A 21725-nucleotide genomic window follows, 5' to 3' on the forward strand; every position below is an offset into this window, starting at 1 on the left:
CTCTCGGCAAGTTCCATTGGCGGGGCATTGTGAAGGGAATGGATGCAAATGTCGCGTGGCATGCACGGCGGCGCGCCGAGCGCGCAAAGCGTCAATGACAGGCTACAAGCGGGCCATTGACGCCACGGGCTTCAAGTCAAAGTGTGGTGTTGAACAGGGCATACGGTTTGTTGTAGGGCACCGTCATAATAAAGTTTCCTTCGCTGAATTCGCTGATGTTGTACTCCGGCACGCCTTTGGTAATGGCCACCGGATCAAGCGTGCCCGCCGTCTTCCCGCTGTTCAGGGAGACTTCTAACCCTTTTCGCATTGACGCTTCATCAGGAAAGGTTGCAATACCGAAGTTTGGATTAAAGAAAAACCATTCCTTCTGGTTGTTTTTATCGAGAGTGACGCCCGCGAGAAGCCCATGATTCTGGGTGCTGATCTTCAGGGACATGGGAGGGGTTGCGGTGCTTAACCGCTCAGCAATGTCGGTATACGGCACTTGGCTGACGCGTTGAGTACCGTGAAACTGCTCACGGAGCACCTGATGCATTTGGTTCAGCTCTTTACGAAAGGCCTGAACCTTGGTGTCGTTAGCATTCCTGGCGGCTTTGAAAAAGTTATTGATGAAGGTGTCCCGCTGGTTGTTCAGAATGGCCAGCGCCATCATATTCACCAGGGCTGCACACTCACCATTGGAGGCCAGGTCTGTTTGGCTGAGGTAAAAGTTCTGCGGCATCATGGTGGCCTTGCCACCTTCGGCCAGTACTTCCGCTTCAAAAGTCTTGAAGCTCTCAAGACTTTGAATGGCCATGCGCCTTTCTATCTCTTTGGCCAATGTGCCGATGGCTTCGGGATTCCCGGCCTTGCTGACGGCCAGGCTTTTTATCTCCGAGACCCTCATGCTCGAGTGATAGCCCGGAATATCGTCGATAACCCCGGAAAGACCTCGAGCGTAAGCGGCTGGATCGCTTTGTCGCGCTGCCTGTAAGGCTTGCCTGAACTGTTCTCCGGTTGCCTTTGGTACGGGAGCGACATAAGTGGCCAGCCAATCTATGAAGTTGTTGTTTATTTCACCGTTGGCGGCGACGGTTGCAGGTTTGAAGTCTAGTAGCCCTGTACCGTAGGGCTGCTGCCTGATCGGATCAAAGGCATACCATTTTCCGTTTTGAAAGGCGGCACCGCTTTCAATGGTCTGCCCGGCGATCTTGTAGGTGCCTGTTGCCACAACGCCATGCTGTTTACTGGCCGCCTTGAGCAGGTCATAACTGCCGGCAGCTCCCTTGAGCATAGTGATGCCCCGAGCGCTTTTAGAGGCCAGAAACTTGACCCCTGTGCCTATGCCTCTCACCAAGTCGTCCATTCCGCTCAGTGGGTTGAACGCACTGATGGCCGCTGCACCGATGATGCGTGCTGCCCGCAAACCCTTCGAAACGGCCGTCACGGTCTTGATGCTGGTGGTAGCCACGCGCGCTGCCGTCGACGCGCCTAGCGTCACGAAACCGAAAGCATCCATTGCCAGGTCTAACCCGGCTTCCAGGTAGTCACCATTCCTGGCGTTAACGATCGCTGACCTGAGCGGGATGAAATTCAGGAAAAAGTCGGTCACTTTCCAATCGTTTTCTCTCTGTTGGTCGAAGCTGGTGAAACCTCTGGCCCGCTTGATCACATCCTGATTATCAAGATCGAGATGTTCGACAAAGGCATCGGCGAGGGCCTGCGTCCGAACGCTTGAGAAACTCGAAGGAACGGGTAATGGAATGCCGGCGGACTTGTCCTGGCTGAAGTCTGGCTTAGGATCCCTGGTCGGCGTGAACGGCTCTTTCCTGAAGATGTTGTTGGCATGGCGCTCACGCTGTTCGGTCAATACGCTGGCGGGCACCACGGTGATGGCGCCTTTACTCAGGTCGATCTCATAGACTTTATCGTCCGTCCCGCCTGTGACTTTTACCCACAATGTTTTACTGGTGTGTATCAGTTTATTTTTAGTTGGCGTGATGGGTATCTGGTAGGTTTTATCTTGATAAAACTCGAGCTTTCCATATTCGAAATTCTGCCTGTCAGCGAGCGGAAGGTCGGCCACCAGGGATTTGATCAACTTATCCACGCCTTGCTTGCGTGTGTCGATCGTCTGGGTTAATTGTGCGTTGAATGTCTTATTCACGTCGAAGGTGAGGGATTTGCCTTTAGTCGCTTGGAGAATGCGCGGGTCTTCAGTTTCCCATTTATAGGCGTGCAGCCCGCTCATCACGATATCCAACAGCGAGAACATACCCGCTGGCGCTCGATTCGGATCGTAAAGCGGTTGCGAGAGCGTTTGATTGGAGTCCTTGACCTTCAAGAGCTTTTCTTCAAGAGGCACCGTGTCGCCAAACCGCTCCTTTATCAAGGCTCGGGCCATTTGTTCGCGACTGGGAAATTCGGCGCCTACCTCGTTGGAACCTGCTACCCGCTGGCTTAATTGTCGGTTGAACTCGGTTCTGACTTTCTCAACGTCGTCATGGCTGTAATCACCCTCTGTTTTAAGGCTGATCACATTATTGACAACGCCCCAATCGAGCAACGCCGCTTGCTGGGCCTGCGCGGTGACGGAAGGATCCTGCAACGTGGCGTTTTCAGCTGCGAGCATGACCTGGGCAAACGTCATGCTCGATACTTTTCCCGGCGTCTGGGCTTCAATAGCCGCCACTGCGATCGACAAGTTGACCCATGCCACGCTGCCGTAGGTGACATTGGCGGGGATGTCCTTGACCAGCAGCGCGGGTGCCTTTCTTGCCAATAACAAGTAGGCACCCGCTTTGGCCATCTCGGGGGTGGTTTTGCCGCTTTCAATCAAGTGTTGGGTCAACCCCTCTTTTACAACCGAGAGTGGTTGCCCCCAATGCGCTCGCTGCGCCAGATCGAAGCCGGCCACCTTGTTTCGATGCGGTGCAGTGACGGACTCCGGGTCCAGCAGCGCATTGATCGCGGCCAATGTGTAGTCATTCACACTGGTCTGTGTGGCGATTCCGTTCAATCGGGTCTGCAATGCCAGCCCGAACGCTTGTGCGCGAGGCGAACTGACGATGGCTTCCAGGGCTTTGGCGGGATCGTCTGACGCCTGACCCGTGAGCGGCTGGTTGCTGTTCAAATACTCCAGCACACCCTGGCTTGCGCCCAAATGAGGTGGGTTTGGATGGCGGTTGGCGTACTGAACAGCGGCGTTCTGCAGCGCGCGTTGCTCAGTGCCACTCAGGGGCTGCGGCCACGACAGGCCACCGCCAAAGTTGCCTAAAGGGTGTTCCTGAGCCCGGTTAAGGACCGCATGGGCAAGGCCGACCAGGCCAGTATGGGTGCTTGGCGCAGACAAACCCATCGACTGGATGTAGGTCTCCAGGGTAACCGTACTGCCAGCCTCTGACGGGTAGCCTGAATCGGGATGAATATCCATCGGTGTGGTTCGCAATGCCGTCAGGATTGCAGGCACAGTGGCGTCGATGCCCAGACGTGTGGCGATGTCACGCAGCTTTTGCCCTAAAGACTGCAAATTCTGTTTGCGTCCAAGTTCCGTTTTAAGGTCACCTGACGGCGGGTGGGATGCAGGCGCGTGAGCTTGGGTTGATGCGGGCCGTGTTTGAGTGGTTGGGTGGGGGTTTGACGACAAGGTGTTAATGGGGGCTGGGGCAGGTGCGGGAGTTTCGAGGACAAAAGGACTGGGGTTGTCTGCAATTGTGCGGGTAGGGGCGGTTATGCTCATTGGAGTTACCTTGGTGGGTCAAAAAAGACGCCTTCCAAAAGATCTTCCGTGTTCCTGAGGCGCTATCCTGAGTGCCGCCCCCCTTCACCTACGTTCCGCCGCATCTGTGTGCACGTGTGTAAGTGATCTAATGAAACCGGCCCGAATTGGCGCGAAACTCAGTCGCGGCCTGTAGGCAAACGCTTCAAAACAACGCACAAACATAGCCTTGGCCACTGCTATTCGGGCAAACTCCCCCTTTTTCCGCACTTGGCCAAGGCATGCCCATGACTCCCGCGTCGTCCGTCGATGAAAAGAGCTTCCGTACCCTGCTGAGCCGAAACGTCGCGTTACCTTTGGGCGTCGGCGTGCTCAGCGCGGTGTTTTTCGTTTGCCTGATCACTTATTTGCTGTCGGTGATCCAGTGGGTGGAGCACACCGACCGGGTTATCAATAACCTCAATGAGTCGTCCAAGCTCACAGTGGACCTGGAAACCGGCCTGCGCGGTTTCCTGATCACCGGCGACGAGCATTTCCTCGACCCTTACGAAGTGGCCAAGCCGCGCATCATTGGTGACCTGCACAACCTGCAGGAGCTGGTGGCGGACAACCCGCAGCAGGTCGATCGCCTCAAGCGCCTGGAGTCGATGCAATACGAGTGGAACAAGTACGCCCAGTCGATGATCGACTTGCAGCGCAACGGCGGCGATTACCGCGGGGCGGTGAAGGCCGGACGCGGCAAGAGCCTGACCGACGCGATCCGCAATGAATACGTGGATGCAGTCGCGATGGAGCAGGCATTTCGCGTCAGCCGCAATGCCGATGTGACCCGCACCACGATTATCAGCGTGACCTTGTACCTGGTTTTTGTACTCGGGTTGAGCGGGTTCCTGGCTTATATCGGAAGAAGAAATTTAGTCGCACTTTCAGACAGTTACAGCGAAAACCTCGCGTCGCAACAGAAGATTGCCCGGCGCCTGGAGCAACAGGCCTGGCTGCGTAACGGCCAGACCGAACTGGCCGAACAGGTGCTCGGCCAACTGACCCTGAACATGCTGGGGCGCAATATCCTGCAGTTTTTTGCCCAATACATGGGGTCGGCGGTTGCAGCACTCTACGTGCGCGAAGAACACGGCGGCCTCAAGCGCGTGGCCACCTACGGGTTTTCCCGCGAGCAAGAGCAAAAAGAACAGGCGATCTACAGCGATGAGGGCATTGTCGGCCAGGCGGCCCAGCTTGATCGCCTGATCCGTCTGGACGATGTGCCGGTGGATTACTTCAAGGTCAGCTCCGGCCTGGGCGAAGGTTCGACCCGCAGTGTACTGGTGGTGCCCACCAGTGATGATGACCGCGTCAATGGCGTGATCGAGCTGGGGTTCCTGCGCCCACTGGATGAACGTGACGTTGAGTTGCTGGAACTGATTGCCGGCAATATCGGCACCTCCATCGAAGCCGCGCGCTATCGCCAGCGCCTGCAGGAAGTGCTGGCCGAGACCCAGCAGCTCAATGAAGAGCTGCAAGTGCAGCAGGAAGAGCTCAAGACCGCCAACGAAGAACTCGAAGAACAGTCGCGCATCCTCAAGGAGTCCCAGGCCCACCTGGAAACCCAACAGGCGGAGCTTGAGCAGACCAACGAGCAACTCGCCGAACAGACGCAAATCCTGTCCGATCAACGCGATGCCATGGACCGCAAGAACGTCGAGCTGAACCAGGCCCAACTGGAGCTCGAAGACCGTGCCGACGAGCTGCAGCGCTCCAGCAAGTACAAGTCCGAGTTCCTTGCCAACATGTCCCATGAGCTGCGCACGCCGCTCAACAGCTCGTTGATCCTGGCCAAATTGCTGGCCGAGAACCCGCAGGAAAACCTCAGCGCCGAGCAGGTCAAGTTTGCCGAGTCGATCTATTCGGCGGGCAACGACCTGTTGAACCTGATCAACGATATTCTGGATATTTCCAAGGTCGAAGCCGGCAAGCTGGAAATGCGTCCGGAAAACTCCAGCGTGGCCCGCCTGGTCGATGGCCTGCGCGGGATGTTCGAGCCCTTGGCCGCCGATCGCAAGCTGGGTTTTCAGGTGGACATTCAAGCGGACGCGCCGCCGATGCTGTTCACCGACCGCCAGCGCCTGGAGCAGATCCTCAAAAATCTGCTGTCCAACGCGGTCAAGTTTACCGAGCAGGGCGATGTCAGCCTGTCGGTGTCCCGTGCGCCAGGGGAGGGCGTTGCCTTTACCGTGCGCGACTCGGGCATCGGCATCGCGCTGGACCAGCAGGAAAGCATCTTCGAAGCCTTCCGTCAGGCCGATGGCACCACCAACCGCCGTTACGGCGGCACTGGCCTGGGCCTTTCGATCTCCCGTGACCTGGCGAGTTTGCTCGGCGGTTATATCAGCGTGACCAGCGAGCCGGGCAAGGGCAGCGTGTTCACCCTGGTACTGCCGGAACATTATGTAGAGCGCGAGGAGGGTGCCGCGCCGATCGAGGCGCCACGCCAGGCGGTGGCGGCGCCGGCGCCCAAGCCCATGGCGATTTCACCGCTGCCGGTGGCCGATGCCAAACAGATTCCGCGCTTTGCCGACGACCGCGACAAGGCACCGTTCGCCACGCGCTGCATCCTGGTGGTGGAAGACGAACCCAACTTTGCCCGCATCCTTTTCGACCTGGCCCACGAACTGGGCTACCACTGCCTGGTCGCCCACGGCGCAGACGAAGGCTACAGCCTGGCCGAGGAGTACATCCCGGATGCGATCCTGCTGGACATGCGCCTGCCTGACCATTCCGGCCTGACCGTGTTGCAACGCCTCAAGGAACACGCCAATACTCGCCACATTCCCGTGCACGTGATCTCCGTCGAAGACCGCGTCGAAGCCGCCATGCACATGGGCGCCATCGGTTATGCGGTGAAGCCGACCACCCGCGAAGAGCTCAAGGACGTGTTTGCGCGCCTGGAAGCCAAGCTGACCCAGAAGGTCAAGCGCGTGCTGCTGGTGGAGGACGATGACCTGCAGCGCGACAGCATTGCCCGCCTGATCGGCGACGATGACATCGAAATCACCGACGTAGGCTACGCCCAAGCAGCCCTGGACCTGCTGCGCACCAACATCTACGACTGTATGATCATCGACTTGAAGCTGCCGGACATGCTCGGCAATGAGCTGCTCAAGCGCATGGCCACCGAAGATATCTGCTCGTTCCCGCCGGTGATCGTGTACACCGGGCGTAACCTGACCCGTGACGAAGAAGCCGAGCTGCGCAAGTATTCGCGCTCGATCATCATCAAAGGCGCACGCTCACCTGAACGCTTGCTGGACGAAGTGACGCTGTTTCTGCACAAAGTCGAATCCCAGCTGTCCCATGACCGCCAGAAGATGCTCAAGACCGCCCGCAGCCGCGACAAGGTCTTCGAGGGGCGCAAGATCCTGTTGGTCGACGACGATGTGCGTAACATCTTCGCCCTGACCAGTGCCCTGGAGCACAAAGGCGCGGTGGTGGTGATCGGGCGTAATGGCCATGAAGCCATCGACAAACTCAATGAAGTCGAGGACATCGACCTGGTGCTGATGGACGTGATGATGCCGGAGATGGACGGTTACGAGGCAACTGCCTTGATCCGCCAGGACCCGCGCTGGAAGAAACTGCCGATTATTGCGGTGACGGCCAAGGCCATGAAGGACGATCAGGAACGCTGCCTGGCGGCAGGCTCCAACGATTACCTGGCCAAGCCGATCGACCTGGACCGGCTGTTCTCGCTGATTCGCGTATGGCTGCCGAAGATGGAACGCATTTAAGTGGAGCACGTTTTCTTGGAAAAAAGCAGCGACATTGAGCTGCGCCTGCTGATTGAGGCGATTTACCTCAAGTACAGCTACGACTTTCGCGACTATTCCGGCGCGTCCGTCAAGCGCCGCGTGGCCCACGCACTGCGCCAGTTCGATTGCGCGACCATTTCTGCGCTACAGGAGCGGGTGTTGCATGATCCGACGGCCTTTATGCAGTTGCTGCAGTTTCTGACGATCCCGGTAAGCGAGATGTTTCGCGACCCGTCGCACTTTTTGGCGATTCGCCGGGAAGTGGTGCCGCTGCTCAAGACCTACCCCTCGATCAAAATCTGGATCGCCGGGTGCAGCACGGGCGAGGAGGTGTACTCCATGGCAATCCTGCTGCGCGAAGAGGGCTTGCTCGACCGCACCATCATTTATGCCACCGACATTAATCCGGCGTCCCTGGACAAAGCCAAGCAAGGGATTTTTTCCCTGGAGAACGTGCGTGCCTACACCGCCAATTATCAGCAGGCGGGCGGCCAACGTTCATTTGCCGACTACTACACAGCGGCTTACGATTACGCGATCTTCGACAAGACGCTGCGCGAGAACGTGACCTTTGCCGATCACAGCCTGGCTACCGACAGCGTCTTTTCAGAAACTCAATTAATTTCATGTCGCAACGTATTGATTTATTTCAATAAAAAGTTGCAGGATCGAGCGTTCGGGTTGTTTCATGAGTCGCTGTGCCATCGCGGCTTTCTGGTGCTGGGCAGTAAGGAAACCCTGGATTTCTCCGCCTACAGCAAGCAATTCGAACCCTTGGTCAAACAGGAACGGATCTACCGAAAATCATGAGCGACGCCGCAACTAACCCGCCACGCGGGATTGAAGCCATCGTCGTCGGCGCTTCCGCCGGCGGTGTTGAGGCGTTGCTGACGATTTTCGGTACGTTGCCTGACACCTTCGGCTTACCGATCATTGCCGTGCTGCACCTGCCGGACGAGCGTCGCAGCCAGTTGGCCGAAGTCTTTGCGCGGCGCCTGAGCATTCCGGTGCAAGAAGCACGCGACAAGGAAACGATCGCGCCAGGCACCCTGTATTTCGCCGGCCCCGGCTATCACCTGTCGGTAGAAAGCGACCGCAGCCTGTCGATGAGCCAGGAAGACCGCGTGCATCATTCGCGGCCGGCCATCGATTACCTGTTTGCCTCGGCTGCCGACACCTACGGCAACAGCCTGCTGGCGATTCTGCTGACCGGCGCCAACCAGGATGGCGCGCGTGGCCTTGCCCACGTCAAAGACTCGGGTGGCACCACCATCGTCCAAGAGCCCACAGAAGCGCGTATCGCCGTGATGCCCCTGGCGGCGCTGGCCTTGCACACACCTGATCATATTCTCACCTTGAGCCAGATTGGTTCACTGCTGGCTTCCCTGGAATCTTCCCCATGTTAAGTACTGTCCAGGCCAAACTGCTGATCGTCGACGATCTGCCGGAAAACCTGCTGGCCCTTGAAGCGCTGATCAAGCGCGAAGATCGCCAGGTCTTCAAGGCATTGAGCGCTGACGAGGCCTTGTCACTGTTGCTGGAGCATGAGTTCGCCATGGCGATTCTCGATGTGCAGATGCCCGGCATGAACGGTTTCGAGCTGGCCGAACTGATGCGCGGCACCGAAAAGACCAAGAACATCCCGATTGTGTTCGTCAGCGCCGCCGGCCGCGAACTCAACTATGCGTTCAAAGGCTATGAAAGCGGCGCAGTGGATTTTTTGCACAAGCCGCTGGATATCCACGCGGTGAAGAGCAAGGTCAATGTGTTCGTCGACCTGTACCGCCAGAGCAAGGCGATGAAACAGCAAGTCGAAGCCCTGGAGCGCAGCCGCCGCGAGCAGGAGCTGCTGCTGACGCGCCTGCAGGCCACCCAGGCCGAGCTTGAGCAGGCCGTGCGCATGCGTGACGACTTCATGTCGATCGTTGCCCACGAAGTGCGCACACCGCTCAACGGGCTGATCCTCGAGACCCAGTTGCGCAAGATGCACCTGGCGCGGGATAACGCCGCCGCGTTCACCCTGGACAAGATGCACGCCATGGTCGACCGCGACGAGCGCCAGATCCAGAGCCTGATCCGCCTGATCGAAGACATGCTCGACGTGTCGCGCATCCGCACCGGCAAACTGTCGATTCGTCCGGCGCGCTTCGACCTGGCGCAACTGGTGCGCAACCTGGTGAAAAACTTCGAGCCGCAAGTGGCATCCGCCGGTTCTTCGATGCACTTGGTGGCCGATGAACCGGTGGAGGGCAATTGGGATGAGTTCCGTATTGAACAAGTGGTCACCAACCTGTTGACCAACGCCCTGCGTTACGGTGCCAAAAGCCCGGTGGATGTGCGTGTGTACACCGAACACGGTGAGGCGCGCGTCGAGGTGCGTGACCGTGGCATCGGCATCAGCGCAGACAACCAGAAGCGTATTTTCCAGCAATTCGAACGCGTTTCGGCCAGCCACGTCGCGGCGGGTCTGGGCCTGGGGCTGTTTATTTCCGAGCAGATCGTGACGGCCCATGGCGGCACCATCGAGGTCGAGAGCCAGATAGGCGAGGGCGCGCTGTTCCGGGTGTGCCTGCCACTTGGAGAGCCGCAATGAAATCAATCGTCAGCTCGACGCAACCTCTGCGTGACCCCATGGTCGTACTTGCAGCAACTGACCGGACAAAGGCTTCCCATGAGTGAAGATGCACAAGATGTCGTACTGATCGTCGAAGACGACGAATCCATTATGTTTGTGCTGGGTGAATACCTGGCAGGCCTTGGCTACCGGGTACTGAAGGCGATCGATGGGGAGCAGGCCTTCGAGATTCTGGCCACCAAGCCGCACCTGGACCTGATGGTCACGGATTACCGCCTGCCGGGCGGGATTTCCGGCGTGCAGATCGCTGAGCCTGCGATCAAGCTGCGACCTGAATTGAAAGTGATCTTTATCAGCGGTTACCCGCAGGAGATCCTCGACTGCAACAGCCCGATCACGCGCAATGCGCCGATTCTGGCCAAGCCGTTTGATCTGGATACCTTGCAAGAGCATATCCAGCGCCTGCTGGCCTGAATCACCAGGGCTGCCTGGCAGCAGCCCTATTGCTTGATCATCTCCCGCACCTTCGCCGTCAACAAATCGAAGGTAAACGGCTTGGTGATCAACTGCATTCCCGGGTCCAGGAACCCCCCGCGCACCGCCGCATGCTCGGCGTAGCCAGTGATAAACAAGACCTTGAGTTCCGGGCGCAATTGCCGCCCGATTTCTGCCAGTTGCCGCCCGTTCATGCCGGGCAGGCCCACATCACTGATCAGCAGGTCAATACGCTGGTCGGATTGGATGATCGGCACGGCGGTATTGGCATCGCCGGCCTCGACAAAGGCATAGCCCAATTCCTTGAGCACAGCGCTGACCAACAGACGCACGGCGGCATCGTCTTCGACGATCAGTACGGTTTCGCCGGCATTGGCGAAGGGCAGCAGCGCCGGGTTGACGACGGCGTCCGCGATGCGCTCACCGACAAAGCGCGGCAGGAACAGGCTGACCGTCGTGCCCTTGCCGACTTCACTGTGGATGGTCACATGGCCATGGGATTGCCGGGCAAAGCCGTAGATCATCGACAAGCCGAGGCCGGTGCCCTGGCCGATCGGCTTGGTCGTAAAGAACGGGTCGAAGACCCGGCCCAACAGGCTTTCGGGAATACCACAGCCGGTGTCGCTGACGCTCAGTTCCACGTAATCGCCTGGCAGCAAGGTGCCATAAGCGGCCGTAAACACATTGTCGAGGTGGCGGTTGGCGGTCTCTACAGTCAGGCTACCGCCGCTGGGCATGGCATCGCGCGCATTGATCACCAGGTTGAGCAGGGCGCTTTCCAGCTGATTGGGGTCGGCCTCGGCGGTCCACAGTTCATCGCTCAGACGCATGTCCAAAGCGATGCTTTCGTTGATACTGCGTTGCAGCAATTCGCCCATGGAACTGACCAGCTGGTTGATCTCCACGGGCTTGGAGTCCAGCGACTGACGGCGTGAAAACGCCAGCAAACGGTGGGTCAGGCCGGCAGCGCGGTTGGCCGAGGTCACGCCCAGGTCGATCAAGCTGTCGAGGTCGTCCAGTTTGCCGCGGGCCACCCGCCGGCGCAGCAGCTCCAGGCTGCCGATAATGCCGGTGAGCATATTGTTGAAGTCATGGGCGATACCACCGGTCAACTGGCCGACGGCCTCCATTTTCTGTGACTGGCGCAACGCTTCTTCGTTGTTGCGCAGTTGCGCCGTGCGCTCTTCAACCTGCTGCTCAAGGGTTTCCAGGGTGCGTTGCAGGCGCAGTTCGCTCTCGCTCAGGTCGATCAGGCGGTCACGCGCTTCGTATTGCCGGCGCCGACCACGCAGGGCAGCACTCACCAGGCTGATCAGGGTCACCGGATGGAAAGGGCGCTCCAGGAAGGTCACGTTGCCCAGCAAACCGCTCAGGTGCGATGAGCCGTTCTGTTCACTGCCGCCATGGTGGGTGAGCAGCACGATGGGCAAGTCGGACCAGGCCGGCTGCTCATGCAGGTAGGTCAGCAGCGGCTCCAGATCGACACCGCGCAGGGCTTCGGCGGCAATCACCAACATACCGACGCCGTGCTCAAGTGCTTCGCAGAGTACGGTCAGGTTGGCGGCAACCATGCCGTTGTAGCCGGCTTCCTTGAGCATCATCAGCGCCAGGGAGCCGTCACGGCCCAGTGGCGCGAGGATAATTGCGCGCTCGGAGACGGGAGAAAGACCGGTCACACGCCCTCTTCCTTGAGCAGGGGAGAACCGGCGCCCATATAAGTCGGGATACCGCGCAGTACGCCCTGGAAGTTGTCCAGAGGCTCGCCCACCGTCAAACCCGTGCTGCCAATACGGTATTCGCGAATAGTGGACTCGTGGGTGCCGGTGCGCTTCTTGATGATCGAAATAGCCCGGCGGACCTTGCCGAGGGCTTCGAAGTAACGCAACAGGATCACGGTATCAGCCAGGTAAGTAATGTCGACGGGAGCCTGCATGTCGCCCACCAACCCATGTTGAGCCACCGTCATGAACGTCGCCGCACCGCGACGGTTCAGGTACAGCAGCAACTCGTGCATATGCAGGATCAGAGAGTTTTCCTCAGGCATCGCCGCCTGGTAGCCGTTGATACTGTCGATAACCACGGTTTTGATCCCACGTTCATCGACGCAACGCCTGACTCGGTGGGAGAACTCGCCGGGCGACAGCTCCGCCGCGTCCACCTGCTCGATCAGCAGGTTGCCGGTGTCTTGCAGCGCGGCCAGGTCAATGCCCATGTTTTTCATGCGCTCGAACAACAGGCCCAGCTCTTCATCGAAAATGAACAGCGCGGCTTTTTCGCCGCGCGACACGGCAGCGGCGGCGAAGATCATCGAGATCAAGGATTTGCCGGTACCGGCAGGGCCGAGGATCAGCGTGCTGGAGCCGGTTTCTACGCCGCCGCCCATCAAGGCGTCCATTTCGCGGATGCCACTGCTCAAGGTCTGACGCACGTAACCACCACGATGTTCGGCGGCCACCAGGCGTGGGAACACGTGGATGCCGTCTTGCATGATGGTGAAGTCGTGAAAGCCGCCACGGTATTTCTGGCCACGGTACTTCACCACGCGGATGCGGCGGCGTTCAGCGCCGTAAGTGGGCGTCAGCTCTTCCAGGCGAATTACGCCGTGGGCCACGCTGTGTACGGTTTTATCCAAAGATTCGGTGGTCAGGTCGTCAAGCAACAATACCGTGGCGTCGTAGCGCACAAAGTAGTGCTTGATGGCCAGGATCTGGCGCCGATAGCGCAGCGAGCTTTGCGCCAGCAGGCGGATTTCCGAAAGGCTGTCGACCACCACGCGGGTGGGTTTGACCCGTTCCACCACTTCAAAAATCTGCCGGGTGGCCTCACCCAGTTCCAGGTCGGAGGAATACAGCAGGCTTTGCTGGTGCTCGGCGTTGAGCAAGCTTTCCGGTGGGGTCAGCTCAAAGATATGAATGTTGTCGTCCAGGTCCCAGCCGTGGGACTTGGCACCTTGGCGCAACTCGCGCTCGGTTTCGGACAGGGTGATGTACAAGGATCGCTCACCGTTTTTCGCGCCGGCTTGCAGGAAGTGCAGCGCTACGGTGGTTTTGCCGGTGCCGGGTTCGCCTTCCAGCAGGAACAGGTGGCTGCGTGATAGCCCCCCGGAAAGAATGTCATCAAGACCTTCGATGCCGGTGGCCGCCTTTTCACTGAACAGCTCTTTGGATGTAGACAAGAAGTGCCCTCGGGTCACGTACATGTAATGGGGGCGCGTCACCTCGGGCGCGCCATATTTACTTGACCGTAGCGGTTTGTGGCGGTTCAACCTGTCGTATAAATCGTGGTGGATTTGTGACCTGCGCCAAAGCGCTGCTTTTGTGTGGGAGCTAAAGCCCTTGCTGTAACGCCGGATCATCCGGGTTCTGTTGTTCCAGCTGCGCCAGCAATACCTGCACATTCTGCAACTGCCCGGTTTCTTTCCAATAGTTGACCAGCAACACACGCGCCTTGCGATTGGCGGGGTGGCGCTGAACGATTTCTTCCAGTTGACGCTGGGCGGCGTCCACTTCTTCCTGGGCGTGCAGGGTGGTGGCGAGGTCGAAACGGTAATCCTGATTGTCGGGCTCAAGCTCCACGGCTTTGGACAGGCCAAGCAGCGCGTACGGCCGCTCCCCATGGTGCAACAGCCACATGCCCAGAGCGTGTTGCAGGTAGGCCGACTCCGGATGCGCTGCCAACTGCCGCGCCAGCAACTGGCGGGACTCGTCGGTCTTGCCCTGTTTATCGAGCAATTCGATCTGCGCCACCACGGCTTGCAGGTTGTCCGGCTGCAGGCGCATGGCCTGCTCCAGTGCATGTTGTGCGTCCGGCAGCAGGGCGCTGTGGATGTACAGGCGCGCCAGCTGAATCCAGCCCTCGGCGGTTTCGGGCTGAGCCTTGAGCTTTTTCACAAACTCATCGAGCACTTGCTGCAAAGGCCCGAAATACAGGCCCAGGGTATCCGGCGACAGGCCGAGCAAGGCATTGGCGGCAGCAAAGCGAACTTCCTGCTCGGGGTCATCCAGCGCCGGGCCAAGCAGCAAGGTGCGCTGGCCGCTGGGCACCAGGCCGACAATGCTGTGAATCGCCGCTTCGCGAACCAATGGCGACTCATCCGCCAGGTCTTTATCTGCCAGCTTCAGCGCTTGGGGGCTTGGGTAATTGGGTAGTTCGGCGTGCAATGCGGCGCGACGTTCCGGCGACAGGTCCGGGCGACCCAGCTGTTGATACAGCACACGGGCGGCGCCGGGTTCGCCGTTGCGCGCCTGCTTCAATGCCTTGGCGTAACCATGGGCAATCGCCGGCGGCACGGCCACCGGAGTGGAACGGGAGAAAAACCAGGTGACCAACACAAGCAACAACAGGGCGCACAGGCCGAGGATGGAATAACGGCGTGACTTTGACATGCAGGCGTCCAAAAGCTGGGGGCAGCTATCGCAAAGCCTCAAGCTTCGGCCAGACCACGACGAGTGTCAAACCCGTATCAGCCGAGCACGTAATCCACCGGTTCCAGGGCAGGGGGCAGGTCGATCTCGCCCAGGGCTTTGATAATCTCGCGCTCCAGGGTGCGCACTATCGCATTGCAGGGCAGATCGTTTTCATCGAAACCGAACGGGTCTTCCAGATCATCACCGATTTCATCCAAACCAAAAAACGTGTAGCTGACGATGGCGGTGAACACCGGCGTCAACCAGCCCAACGGCTCGGCCATGGCGAACGGCAGCAAAATGCAGAACAGGTAAATGGTGCGGTGCAACAGCAAGGTGTACGGGAAGGGCAGCGGTGTGGTTTTGATCCGCTCGCAGGCGGCCTGCACCAGGCTGAGGCTGACCAGCCGGGTTTCCAGCTGGGTGTAGCGCCATTCACTGATCACGCCCTGTTCGGCCAGCCGCGAAAAGCGCGCGCCCAATTGTTGCAGCACGTGGTCGGGGAGATTGGGATGCGCCGGGTCGACAGCCATCCAGGGCGTGATGACGCGGGCTTGATCTTCACGGCGCAGGTGCGCGACCAGGCCGTGGGCAAACCCACACAGCCCACGCAGCAGGCTGGCGCGTTCAGGTGAGTCGCCCAGCACCTGGGTTTCGCGAATCAGCGAGCGCACCTCAATGACCATCTGCCCCAGCTGCTTGCGGCCCTCCCACCAACGGTCGTAGCAGGCGTTATTGCGAAAGCTCATGAAGATCGACAGCGACAACCCCAGCAAGGTAAACGGCGTGGCATTGACCTTGGAGAAGTAGGCCGGGTGCAGAGTCTCCACCAGCACGATCACCGACGCCAGCAACGTGACCATCAGGCTGCGCAAGGCGATGCGCTTGGCAATCGAACCTTTAAGGGAAAACAGGATACCCATGAGGTTGGGTTTGGGACGGACGATCATCGGGACACGGCTTCTTCGGCGGCATAGGCCTGGAGATTAGGAGGTTGCGCCCCGCGCGTCCAATCACTGCGGCTGACCGGCTGATAGGCCGGATCAATGATTAGCCAAACCAGTCAGCCAAGTTGAAGGCTTTGACCATTGCCGCCACCGCGCGCCAGGGCGATTATTTCCACGATTCTCGTCGTGAAAATGTCCTGAAAATAAAAACACACAAGGATTTGGAACCATGCGTGAGTATTTGGCTGCCACCACCGCATTCGATTACCAGCACACCGTCGACGCCGCCCTGTCCGGCAACCTGCAAGCCTTGAATGCCTGCGTGGAGTGTTGCGACCGCCACGCGCTGCCGGGTCGCATTGCGTTGTTTTGGGAAGGCAAGGACGGGCGCAGTGCCAGCGTGACCTTCACCCAATTGCAGGACCAGGCGGCGCGCTTTGCCAATTTCCTTCTGGCCCAAGGCGTGCAACGCGGCGACAAGGTGGCGGGGCTGCTGCCACGCACAGCAGAGTTATTGGTGGTGGTGTTCGCCACGTGGCGTATCGGCGCGGTGTATCAGCCACTGTTTACCGCCTTCGGGCCCAAGGCCATCGAGCATCGGCTGAACAGCTCCGGCGCCGCAGTGGTGGTCACCGATGCGGTCAACCGCGCCAAGCTGGCAGAAGTCGAGGGCTGCCCGACCATCGTCACGGTGGCCGGGGACAAGGGCGAAGGCATCGTGCGCGGCGACTACAGCTTCTGGGCCGAACTGCCGAATTATTCGAATACATGCGAGCCGGTGCTACTGGGCGCAGAAGACCCGTTCCTGCTGATGTTCACCTCGGGCACCACCGGCCCGTCAAAAGCGCTGTCGGTGCCGCTCAAGGCCATCGTCGCGTTCCAGAGCTACACCCGCGACGCGGTGGACTTGCGCCCCGAGGACGCCTTTTGGAATGTCGCCGACCCGGGCTGGGCTTACGGTATCTATTTTGGCGTGACCGGGCCGTTGTCCATGGGCCACCCGATTACGTTCTACGATGGGCCGTTCACCCTGGAAAGCACCTGCCGGGTGATCAATAAATACGGGATTACCAACCTCACCGGTTCACCCACCGCATACCGCCTGCTGATCGCCGGCGGCGAACAGTTCGCGCGCTCGATCAAGGGCAAGCTGCGTATCGTCAGCAGTGCCGGCGAACCGCTGAACCCGGAAGTGATCCGCTGGTTTGCCGACAACCTGGGCGTGGTCATCCATGACCATTACGGCCAGACCGAGCTGGGCATGGTGCTGTGCAACCACCATGGCCTGGAGCATCCCGTGCACGTCGGCTCGGCGGGCTTTGCCTCACCGGGCCACCGCATTGTGGTGCTCGATGATGAGTACCAGGAACTGCCGGCGGGCCAGCCGGGCATCCTCGCCATTGACCGTGAACAGTCGCCGATGTGCTGGTTCGCCGGCTACGACGGGGTAAAGACCAAGGCATTTGTCGGCAAGTATTACCTCAGTGGCGACACCGTGGAGCTGAACCCGGACGGCAGCATCAGCTTTGTCGGGCGCAGTGATGATGTGATCACCACGTCCGGCTACCGCGTAGGGCCATTCGACGTCGAAAGCGCACTGGTCGAACACCCGGCCGTGGTCGAAGCCGCCGTCGTCGGCAAACCCTGCCCGGAGCGCACCGAGCTGGTCAAAGCCTTTGTGGTGCTCAACGAACAGTACCGCGCCACGCCGGAGCTGGCCGAAGAGCTGCGTTTGCACGTGCGCAAGCGCCTGGCGGCCCACGCCTACCCACGGGAAATCGAATTTGTCAGCGACTTGCCCAAGACCCCGAGCGGCAAGCTGCAACGCTTTATTTTGCGTAATCAGGAAATTGCGAAGGCAAAGGCCATCGCCTGATCCACTTTTAAGGAAACAATGATGCAGATTGAAAACAAGGTATTCCTGGTCAGCGGCGGTGCTTCGGGCCTCGGCGCGGCCACCGCTGAAATGCTGATTGCCGCCGGTGCCAAAGTGATGCTGGTCGACCTGAACGCCGACGCCGTGGCGGCCAAAGCCAGGCAACTGGGCGACAACGCCCGCAGCGTTGTGGCCGATATCAGCCAGGAAGCCGCCGCCGAAGCGGCTGTTCACGCCGCCGTTGCAGCCTTTGGCGGCCTGCACGGGCTGGTGAACTGCGCCGGGGTGGTACGTGGCGAGAAGATCCTCGGCAAGAACGGCCCACACGCGTTGGCCAGCTTTGCCCAGGTGATCAACGTCAACCTGATCGGCAGCTTCAACCTGCTGCGCCTGGCGGCGGCGGCCATCGCTGAAACCGAGGCGAATGCCGACGGTGAGCGTGGCGTGATCATCAACACCGCCTCGGTGGCCGCGTTTGACGGGCAGATCGGCCAGGCGGCGTATGCCGCCTCCAAAGGCGCCATCGCCAGCCTGACCTTGCCCGCCGCCCGCGAAATGGCGCGTTTTGGCATTCGCGTGATGACCATTGCTCCGGGCATTTTCGAAACCCCGATGATGGCCGGCATGACCGCCGAAGTGCGCGATTCACTGGCCGCGGGCGTGCCATTTCCGCCGCGTTTGGGCAAACCGTGCGAGTACGCCGCGCTGGTACGCCACATCATCGAAAACAGCATGCTCAACGGCGAGGTGATCCGTCTCGACGGCGCCTTGCGCATGGCCGCCAAGTAAGGAGAACACCGCATGAACGATCCGATTGTCATTGTCAGCGCCGCGCGCACGCCCATGGGCGGTTTCCAGGGCGACCTCAAAGGCCTGACCGCGCCGCAACTGGGCGCTGCCGCGATCCGCGCCGCCGTCGAACGGGCCGGGATTGCCCCGGATGCCGTGGACGAAGTGCTGTTCGGCTGCGTGCTGCCCGCAGGCCTTGGCCAGGCGCCTGCGCGTCAGGCCGCTTTGGGCGCCGGGCTGGACAAGGCCACGCGCTGCACCACCTTGAACAAGATGTGCGGCTCGGGCATGGAAGCGACCATCCTCGCCCACGATTCGCTGCTGGCCGGCAGTGTCGACGTGGTGGTCGCCGGCGGCATGGAAAGCATGTCCAACGCGCCGTACCTGCTCGACCGCGCGCGCAGCGGCTACCGCATGGGCCACGGCAAGGTGCTTGACCATATGTTCCTCGACGGCCTCGAAGACGCCTACGACAAGGGCCGCCTGATGGGCACCTTTGCCGAAGACTGCGCCGAGCACAACGGTTTCACCCGTGAAGCCCAGGACGCCTTCGCCATTGCCTCGCTGACCCGCGCGCAAGAGGCCATCACCCACGGCAGCTTTGCCGCCGAAATCGTTCCGGTGCAGGTCACCGTCGGCAAAGAGCAAAAGACCATCCTGCATGACGAACAGCCGCCCAAGGCCAAGCTCGACAAGATCGCCAGCCTGAAACCGGCGTTCCGCGAGGGCGGCACGGTGACGGCGGCCAACTCCAGCTCGATTTCCGATGGGGCGGCGGCGTTGGTGCTGATGCGTCAGTCCGAGGCGCAACAGCGTGGCCTCAAACCCTTGGCGGTGATCCACGGGCACGCGGCGTTTGCCGATGAGCCCGGGTTGTTCCCGGTGGCGCCCGTGGGCGCGATTCGCAAGCTGATGAGCAAGACCGGCTGGAACCTGGGCGACGTTGACCTGTTTGAAATCAACGAAGCCTTCGCGGTGGTCAGCCTGGTGACCATGAGCAAGCTGGAAATCCCCCACAGCAAGGTCAATATTCACGGCGGCGCCTGTGCCCTGGGCCATCCGATTGGTGCTTCCGGTGCGCGTATCCTGGTGACGTTGCTTTCGGCCCTGCGCCAGAAAGGCCTCAAGCGTGGGGTTGCCGCCATCTGCATCGGCGGCGGTGAAGCCACGGCCATGGCCGTCGAATGCCTGTATTAAGGACTCAACATGCTGCCCAATGACGAACAACTGCAAATCAGCGAAGCGGCCCGGCAATTTGCCCAGGAACGCCTGAAACCGTTCGCCGCCGAGTGGGACCGTGAGCACCGTTTCCCCAAGGAGGCCATCGGCGAAATGGCCGAGCTGGGCTTTTTCGGCATGCTGGTGCCGGAACAGTGGGGCGGTTGCGACACCGGCTACCTGGCCTACGCCATGGCCCTGGAAGAAATCGCTGCCGGCGATGGCGCGTGCTCGACCATCATGAGCGTGCACAACTCGGTGGGTTGCGTGCCGATCCTTAAATTCGGCAACGAACAGCAGAAACACCAGTTCCTCACGCCGCTGGCCAGCGGCGCCATGCTCGGTGCCTTCGCGTTGACCGAGCCCCAGGCCGGCTCTGATGCCAGCAGCCTGAAAACCCGCGCCCGCCTTGAGGGCGACCATTACGTGCTCAATGGCTGCAAACAGTTCATCACCTCCGGGCAGAACGCCGGGATCGTGATTGTGTTTGCTGTCACCGACCCGGCCGCAGGCAAGCGCGGGATCAGCGCGTTCATCGTGCCCACCGACTCGCCGGGCTACACGGTAGCGCGAGTGGAAGACAAACTCGGCCAACATGCGTCCGACACCTGCCAGATCCTCTTCGAAGACGTAAAAGTGCCGGTCGCCAACCGTTTGGGTGAGGAGGGCGAAGGCTACAGGATCGCCCTGGCCAACCTCGAAGGCGGCCGCGTCGGTATCGCCTCGCAATCGGTGGGCATGGCCCGCGCCGCCTTCGAAGCCGCCCGTGACTATGCCCGCGAGCGCGAAAGTTTTGGCAAGGCGTTGATCGAACACCAGGCCGTGGCCTTCCGGTTGGCCGACATGGCGACCCAAATCGCGGTGGCCCGGCAAATGGTGCATTACGCAGCGGCCCTGCGTGACAGCGGCAAGCCGGCCTTGGTCGAAGCGTCGATGGCCAAGCTGTTTGCTTCGGAAATGGCCGAGAAAGTCTGCTCGGCCGCCTTGCAAACCCTGGGCGGTTACGGTTACCTGAGCGACTTCCCACTAGAGCGGATCTACCGCGATGTGCGGGTCTGCCAGATTTACGAAGGCACCAGCGATATTCAACGCATGGTCATCTCACGCAACCTTTAAGGAGCCGATAATGAGTTACGAAACCCTTTTGCTTGAAGTCCAGGGCCGCGTCGGGCTGATTACCCTTAATCGCCCGCAAGCCCTGAACGCCTTGAACGCGCAGCTGGTCAGCGAGTTGAACCAGGCGCTGGACGGCCTGGAAGCCGACCCGCAGATCGGCTGCATCGTGCTGACCGGCTCGAAAAAAGCCTTCGCCGCCGGCGCCGACATCAAAGAGATGGCCGAGCTGACCTACCCGCAGATCTACCTCGACGACCTGTTCAGCGACAGCGACCGCGTGGCCAACCGCCGCAAGCCGATCATTGCTGCCGTCAACGGCTTCGCCCTGGGTGGCGGTTGTGAACTGGCCTTGATGTGCGACTTTATCCTGGCCGGTGACGGCGCCAAATTCGGCCAGCCGGAAATCAACCTCGGCGTACTCCCGGGCATGGGCGGCACCCAGCGCCTGACCCGCGCCGTGGGCAAGGCCAAGGCCATGGAAATGTGCCTGACCGGGCGCTTTATCGACGCCGTCGAAGCTGAGCGTTGCGGGATTGTGGCGCGTATCGTGCCGGCCGATGACCTGCTTGAAGAGGCGCTGAAAACCGCGACCTTGATTGCCGGCAAGTCCGTGCCGATCAGCATGATGGTCAAGGAAAGCGTGAACCGTGCGTTTGAGGTGAGCTTGTCTGAAGGCGTGCGCTTTGAGCGGCGGGTGTTCCATGCCGCGTTTGCCACCCAGGACCAGAAGGAAGGCATGGCGGCGTTTGTGGCCAAGCGTGCGCCTGAGTTCAAGGACCAGTAACCCGAAAACCCTG

General features: G+C 60.1%; 15 protein-coding genes. 10 read left to right on the forward strand and 5 right to left on the reverse strand.

Annotated features, from left to right (window positions below; all coding sequences use genetic code 11):
* Positions 1-136: 136 nt before the first annotated feature.
* Positions 137-3721, reverse strand: a complete 3585-nt coding sequence (locus AOA59_RS22725) for a hypothetical protein (protein WP_143522804.1) — start codon at positions 3719-3721, stop codon at positions 137-139.
* 266 nt (positions 3722-3987) lie between these two features.
* Between AOA59_RS22725 and AOA59_RS22730 the strand changes: the two genes are divergently transcribed.
* The 5 genes from AOA59_RS22730 (at position 3988) to AOA59_RS22750 (ending at position 10555) form a co-directional block, all read left to right on the forward strand.
* A complete protein-coding gene (locus AOA59_RS22730) occupies positions 3988-7485 on the forward strand; it encodes a response regulator (protein WP_099489143.1) in 3498 nt (1165 codons plus the stop codon).
* The gene (locus tag AOA59_RS22735) at positions 7486-8316 is read left to right on the forward strand and encodes a protein-glutamate O-methyltransferase CheR (protein ID WP_065930004.1); all 831 of its coding nucleotides are present in this window, start codon (positions 7486-7488) and stop codon (positions 8314-8316) included.
* On the forward strand, positions 8313-8912 hold the full coding sequence (locus AOA59_RS22740; protein WP_065930005.1) for a chemotaxis protein CheB: 600 nt from the start codon (positions 8313-8315) through the stop codon (positions 8910-8912). The genes AOA59_RS22735 and AOA59_RS22740 overlap by 4 nt, the downstream gene beginning before the upstream one ends.
* Positions 8906-10099 (forward strand): hybrid sensor histidine kinase/response regulator, encoded by a 1194-nt coding sequence (locus tag AOA59_RS22745; RefSeq protein WP_065930006.1) that lies wholly within the window; start codon positions 8906-8908, stop codon positions 10097-10099. Before AOA59_RS22740 ends, AOA59_RS22745 begins: the two co-directional genes overlap by 7 nt.
* 78 nt (positions 10100-10177) lie before the next feature.
* Entirely contained in the window at positions 10178-10555 is a 378-nt protein-coding gene (locus tag AOA59_RS22750) for a response regulator (RefSeq protein WP_003217591.1), read from the forward strand.
* 26 nt (positions 10556-10581) lie between these two features.
* On the opposite strand, the gene AOA59_RS22755 is transcribed toward AOA59_RS22750, so the two are convergent.
* The 4 genes from AOA59_RS22755 to AOA59_RS22770 all read right to left on the reverse strand — a co-directional run bounded on the left by AOA59_RS22755 (position 10582) and on the right by AOA59_RS22770 (position 15932).
* The gene (locus AOA59_RS22755; protein WP_099489144.1) at positions 10582-12252 is read right to left on the reverse strand and encodes an ATP-binding protein; all 1671 of its coding nucleotides are present in this window, start codon (positions 12250-12252) and stop codon (positions 10582-10584) included.
* On the reverse strand, positions 12249-13751 hold the full coding sequence (locus tag AOA59_RS22760) for an ATPase domain-containing protein (protein ID WP_099489426.1): 1503 nt from the start codon (positions 13749-13751) through the stop codon (positions 12249-12251). Before AOA59_RS22760 ends, AOA59_RS22755 begins: the two co-directional genes overlap by 4 nt.
* 151 nt (positions 13752-13902) lie before the next feature.
* Positions 13903-14961, reverse strand: a complete 1059-nt coding sequence (locus AOA59_RS22765) for a HEAT repeat domain-containing protein (protein WP_099489145.1) — start codon at positions 14959-14961, stop codon at positions 13903-13905.
* A gap of 77 nt (positions 14962-15038) precedes the next feature.
* Positions 15039-15932 (reverse strand): bestrophin family protein, encoded by an 894-nt coding sequence (locus AOA59_RS22770; RefSeq protein ID WP_065930009.1) that lies wholly within the window; start codon positions 15930-15932, stop codon positions 15039-15041.
* Positions 15933-16158: 226 nt separating this feature from the next.
* Between AOA59_RS22770 and AOA59_RS22775 the strand changes: the two genes are divergently transcribed.
* The 5 genes from AOA59_RS22775 to AOA59_RS22795 are packed head-to-tail and all read left to right on the forward strand — an operon-like array spanning position 16159 to position 21712.
* Positions 16159-17805 (forward strand): AMP-binding protein, encoded by a 1647-nt coding sequence (locus tag AOA59_RS22775; RefSeq protein ID WP_099489146.1) that lies wholly within the window; start codon positions 16159-16161, stop codon positions 17803-17805.
* A 21-nt stretch (positions 17806-17826) separates the two neighbouring features.
* Positions 17827-18594, forward strand: a complete 768-nt coding sequence (locus tag AOA59_RS22780) for an SDR family NAD(P)-dependent oxidoreductase (protein ID WP_099489147.1) — start codon at positions 17827-17829, stop codon at positions 18592-18594.
* A 12-nt stretch (positions 18595-18606) separates the two neighbouring features.
* Entirely contained in the window at positions 18607-19791 is a 1185-nt protein-coding gene (locus AOA59_RS22785; protein ID WP_065930012.1) for an acetyl-CoA C-acyltransferase, read from the forward strand.
* A gap of 9 nt (positions 19792-19800) precedes the next feature.
* Positions 19801-20928 carry an acyl-CoA dehydrogenase gene (locus tag AOA59_RS22790; protein ID WP_099489148.1) on the forward strand — a complete coding sequence of 376 codons (1128 nt, stop codon included), beginning with the start codon at positions 19801-19803 and terminating at the stop codon, positions 20926-20928.
* Positions 20929-20938: 10 nt separating this feature from the next.
* Positions 20939-21712, forward strand: coding sequence for an enoyl-CoA hydratase (locus tag AOA59_RS22795; RefSeq protein ID WP_056860007.1), 774 nt, complete (start codon positions 20939-20941; stop codon positions 21710-21712).
* Positions 21713-21725 lie beyond the last annotated feature (13 nt).

The organism is Pseudomonas sp. 2822-15, from assembly GCF_002742515.1.
GTDB lineage: Bacteria > Pseudomonadota > Gammaproteobacteria > Pseudomonadales > Pseudomonadaceae > Aquipseudomonas > Aquipseudomonas salomonii.

What these genes read in the sequence shown, in the direction of transcription:
- AOA59_RS22750 (WP_003217591.1), top strand. Translation starts at nt 10,178, where the DNA reads ATGAGTGAAGATGCACAAGATGTCGTACTGATCGTCGAAGACGACGAA.
- AOA59_RS22775 (WP_099489146.1), top strand. Translation starts at nt 16,159, where the DNA reads ATGCGTGAGTATTTGGCTGCCACCACCGCATTCGATTACCAGCACACC.
- AOA59_RS22740 (WP_065930005.1), top strand. Translation starts at nt 8,313, where the DNA reads ATGAGCGACGCCGCAACTAACCCGCCACGCGGGATTGAAGCCATCGTC.
- AOA59_RS22765 (WP_099489145.1), bottom strand. Translation starts at nt 14,961, where the DNA reads ATGTCAAAGTCACGCCGTTATTCCATCCTCGGCCTGTGCGCCCTGTTG.
- AOA59_RS22730 (WP_099489143.1), top strand. Translation starts at nt 3,988, where the DNA reads ATGACTCCCGCGTCGTCCGTCGATGAAAAGAGCTTCCGTACCCTGCTG.
- AOA59_RS22725 (WP_143522804.1), bottom strand. Translation starts at nt 3,721, where the DNA reads ATGAGCATAACCGCCCCTACCCGCACAATTGCAGACAACCCCAGTCCT.
- AOA59_RS22795 (WP_056860007.1), top strand. Translation starts at nt 20,939, where the DNA reads ATGAGTTACGAAACCCTTTTGCTTGAAGTCCAGGGCCGCGTCGGGCTG.
- AOA59_RS22770 (WP_065930009.1), bottom strand. Translation starts at nt 15,932, where the DNA reads ATGATCGTCCGTCCCAAACCCAACCTCATGGGTATCCTGTTTTCCCTT.
- AOA59_RS22790 (WP_099489148.1), top strand. Translation starts at nt 19,801, where the DNA reads ATGCTGCCCAATGACGAACAACTGCAAATCAGCGAAGCGGCCCGGCAA.
- AOA59_RS22785 (WP_065930012.1), top strand. Translation starts at nt 18,607, where the DNA reads ATGAACGATCCGATTGTCATTGTCAGCGCCGCGCGCACGCCCATGGGC.
- AOA59_RS22745 (WP_065930006.1), top strand. Translation starts at nt 8,906, where the DNA reads ATGTTAAGTACTGTCCAGGCCAAACTGCTGATCGTCGACGATCTGCCG.
- AOA59_RS22780 (WP_099489147.1), top strand. Translation starts at nt 17,827, where the DNA reads ATGCAGATTGAAAACAAGGTATTCCTGGTCAGCGGCGGTGCTTCGGGC.